This window comes from Allobosea sp. P1_A7 (assembly GCF_056406775.1).
In genome coordinates, this window is the sequence record NZ_JBFTZN010000434.1 from 1 (window position 1) to 3,181 (window position 3,181).

Consider the following 3,181-nt stretch of genomic DNA (forward strand, 5'->3'; position numbering starts at 1 on the left):
TCATAATCCTGGGCTGAGTCATAATCCTGGGCTGAGAGAACGACGGCGGCGGACTCGCCACGCAGCGTCACGAATTGCGGGCCCTCGCTTCGCGCCCGTTGCACGACCTTGGAAAAGTGGTTCTTGGCGTCCTGCAGCGGCCATTCCATATTGCGAATCCCCTAGCTAGTCAGTCTAGCTAGTTACGCCTGTCGTTAACCATGTGCAATATTCCCGGCGTCCGGGCAACGGAATGGTGTGACCTAGCGGCATCTTCCTGGTGCAAGTCACAGTGATAGCGGGCTCGATCCTGCGTTTGTCGCAGCATGGCAGGAATGAATGATAATGCAACATTATCATTCGTTTTGATGAGACGACGAGCGCGGCGCTTTTTTATAAAATTGATGGCATCAAGCGCCGCAACTCGTTATGCTCTGGGCATGCTTCGCCGTGTCGCGCCCCTCGCTCAGCCAGCCTCGCCCGTTCGGCCGGTGCCCGGCTGGGTGCGGACAAAATCGCAATCCGATCAGGCGTTCGATGCGGCCTTTCAGGCCGGCGCCAGCCTCGCAATGCTCGATGCCGTTGCCCGCGAAACCCCGCCTTGGAGCGGGGTGTTTCGGCAGCGCCTGGCGCTGCAGGCCGCGGCCGCCAGCCTGCGCCTGCTCGGCCGCCGCGAGGATCAAAACCAGCTGCGCGACGTCCAGCTGCTGCGCCGGGCCGGCGACGACCCGGGTCCGGCCGGGCGTGTCCTGCTGGCCTGGCGGCAACTCGTTACCCGCTCGCCGGGTTTTTCGCCAGAGGCGATCGCGCGGGCCGCCGCCGGCTTTGGTTTGGCCGTGAGCGCGACAGAGCTCGCGACGCTTGCCGAGCTAGCATCCGAAGCGGCCGGTTCGGGGAGGGCGGCGATCGTCGCCGTGGCCGAGCTGAGCGAGCGCGTCGTCAAGGTGCGCCCGGATGCCGAGGTCTTGGCGCTCTGGCTGGCTGACGCTGTGCTCGCCCAAAAGTTCAAATGGGTTTTGCCGGTGCCGCTTCTGGCGACGACGATCCTTGATCCTGCTGCGCGGGTCGGAACGGCAGGAGAACGTCCGCGCCCGGGCGGGGAGGGCTGGCAGCCGGCCGTGGCTCTGGCCTATGCGCAAGCGGCGGGTCGTGCGATCGACCTGGCCGGCGAGCTGGCGCGCCGGGCGGATCTCCTCGCGGGGGCGGCGCCAAAACTGCGGGCCAAAGGCTCGGGTGCGGTGATCGCAGCCTTGCTCAGCGACGATGCATTGGCGGCCTCGGCCGAGATCGGCGGCATCTCGGATCGCGGCCTGCGCCGTCTGTTCGACCGGCTCGTCTCGCTCGGCGCTGTCCGCGAATTGTCGGGCCGGCCGACCTTTCGCATCTATGGGCTCTGAGCCATGGCACGCCGACTCAAGCCGGAGAGTGCGCTCGACACCGAACTGGCCGAGCTGCCGCCCGAATTGCGCTGGCGCGAATGGATGGGCCGGGTCGAAGCCGTRATCTTTGCCGCGCCCGAGCCAGTCCCGCGCGAGGTGCTGGCGCAGCTGGTTGGGCGCGACTGTGCGATCGATCTGATTATCGCCGACATCCGCGAGGAGTTGCGCGGCCGCCCCTATGATCTGGTCGCCGTCGCCGGCGGCTGGCAGCACCGCACGCGCGGCGCCTTTGCCCCGGCGATCCGGGCGGTGTCGGCAGCGCCGCAAGCGACCGCCGGCCTGTCGCCGAGCGAGATGCTGTTCCTGTCCGGGATCGCTTATCTGCAGCCGATCACGCGCCGCGAACTCGGCAAGGTCTTTGGCAAGGAGATGAGCCGCGACAGCGTCGCGGCGCTGAAACGCGCCGGCGTGATCACGGCCGGGCCGCGCAGCCCGGAGCCCGGGGCGCCCTATACCTATGTGACGACCGACACATTCCTGTCGGTCTTCGGTCTCGCGAGCCTGCGCGACCTGCCGGACCTGGAGAAGCTCGAGGACGCCGGTCTGCTCTCGAAGGACAGGTTGCTGGCTGACGAGATTCCGACGAGCGGCGGGGACGGGGATGAGCGGGAGAGCGATGCAGAGCGTGACGGTCTGCCCTTCGATGACCCGGATCCCGCGGGTGGAACTGAGCCTCGGCTCTGAGCCGAGATCATGTCGGCGGATCCACCCGCGCCCTCGCATTCAATCTGAGGCGTCACTCAGCGCGAAGGTTCTCGGCTGACGCTTTCCCCGACCGCCTGTCAGCGACGAGCTCGTACGAGATCTTCTGCGCGTCGCGCAGACCCGCCCGTTCGACCGCGCTGATATGAACGAAGGCGTCTTGGTCGCCATCATCCGAGGCGCAGCACCGAGCTTCTCGCGGCAAATCTCGACGGTTCGGTCGCGCTCAAATCACTGGCCGACGTGTGCGGCTTGTCGACCAGTTACTTCTGCTGTGGCTTCCGCACGGCATTGTCACGGGAATGGTGCGATCTGAGCCTGCTCGGGTAGGGTAGGGGCATGCAGCCGATTTCCTACGCCCGTCACCAGTTCCCGCCTGAGATTATCCGGTACGCCGTGTGGCTTTATCTGCGGTTCACCTTGAGCTACCGCGATGTCGAGGAACTGCTGGCGGAGCGCGGCCTCGACATCTCGTACGAGACGATCCGGCGATGGGTACTCAAATTTGGATGCAGCTATGCCCGCAACCTGCGCCGGCTCCGGCCCGCACCGGCAGACATCTGGCACCTGGACGAGATGGTGATCCGCATCCAGGGCCGGCGCCTGTATCTTTGGCGAGCCGTCGACCGCGAGGGCGAGATCCTCGACGTGCTGGTGCAATCCAGACGGGACAAGGGGGCCGCCCTGCGGCTGATGCGCAAACTGCTCAAAAAGCATGGCTTTGCCCCCAAAGTGCTGGTGACGGACAAATTGCGCTCCTACGCGGCCGCATGGCGAGACCTGGGGCTCTCGGGGCGCCACGAGCAGGGCCTGCGCCGAAACAATCGGGCGGAGAACTCACACCAGCTAATCCGACGACGTGAGCGCAAGATGCAGCGCTTCAAGTCGCCAATGTCGGCGCAGCGATTTCTCTCCGTTCATGCTGCCATTCATAATATCTTCAACCTCGAGCGCCATCTGATCTCCCGACCGACGCTGCGCCTCTTCCGAGCCGCGGCCGCGCAGCAGTGGCAAAACGCGACCACCGCCGCGTAAGTACAGCATTGCACAGAGCGAAATCC

5 protein-coding genes are annotated in these 3,181 nt (G+C 65.7%); 3 read left to right on the top strand and 2 right to left on the bottom strand.

The genetic code is table 11. The features are described from left to right. Nucleotides 1-149: type II toxin-antitoxin system Phd/YefM family antitoxin (locus AC1D34_RS35770; protein ID WP_476826815.1), on the bottom strand; the 149-nt coding region annotated here is incomplete at its 3' end. A gap of 270 nt (nucleotides 150-419) precedes the next feature. Between AC1D34_RS35770 and AC1D34_RS35775 the strand changes: the two genes are divergently transcribed. Both AC1D34_RS35775 and scpB read left to right on the top strand, forming a co-directional pair. Then, the gene (locus AC1D34_RS35775; protein ID WP_476826811.1) at nucleotides 420-1,376 is read left to right on the top strand and encodes a DUF1403 family protein; all 957 of its coding nucleotides are present in this window, start codon (nucleotides 420-422) and stop codon (nucleotides 1,374-1,376) included. Between the two features lie 3 nt (nucleotides 1,377-1,379). Then, on the top strand, nucleotides 1,380-2,102 hold the full coding sequence (gene scpB, locus AC1D34_RS35780; RefSeq protein ID WP_476826812.1) for an SMC-Scp complex subunit ScpB: 723 nt from the start codon (nucleotides 1,380-1,382) through the stop codon (nucleotides 2,100-2,102). A 52-nt stretch (nucleotides 2,103-2,154) separates the two neighbouring features. Here scpB and AC1D34_RS35785 read toward each other — a convergent pair whose 3' ends face one another. Beyond that, nucleotides 2,155-2,325: a cold-shock protein gene (locus AC1D34_RS35785; protein WP_476826813.1), complete on the bottom strand. Its 171-nt coding sequence runs from the start codon at nucleotides 2,323-2,325 to the stop codon at nucleotides 2,155-2,157. A gap of 134 nt (nucleotides 2,326-2,459) precedes the next feature. On the opposite strand from AC1D34_RS35785, the gene AC1D34_RS35790 reads away from it, so the two are divergent. Then, nucleotides 2,460-3,155, top strand: coding sequence for an IS6 family transposase (locus tag AC1D34_RS35790; RefSeq protein WP_476826814.1), 696 nt, complete (start codon nucleotides 2,460-2,462; stop codon nucleotides 3,153-3,155). Nucleotides 3,156-3,181 lie beyond the last annotated feature (26 nt).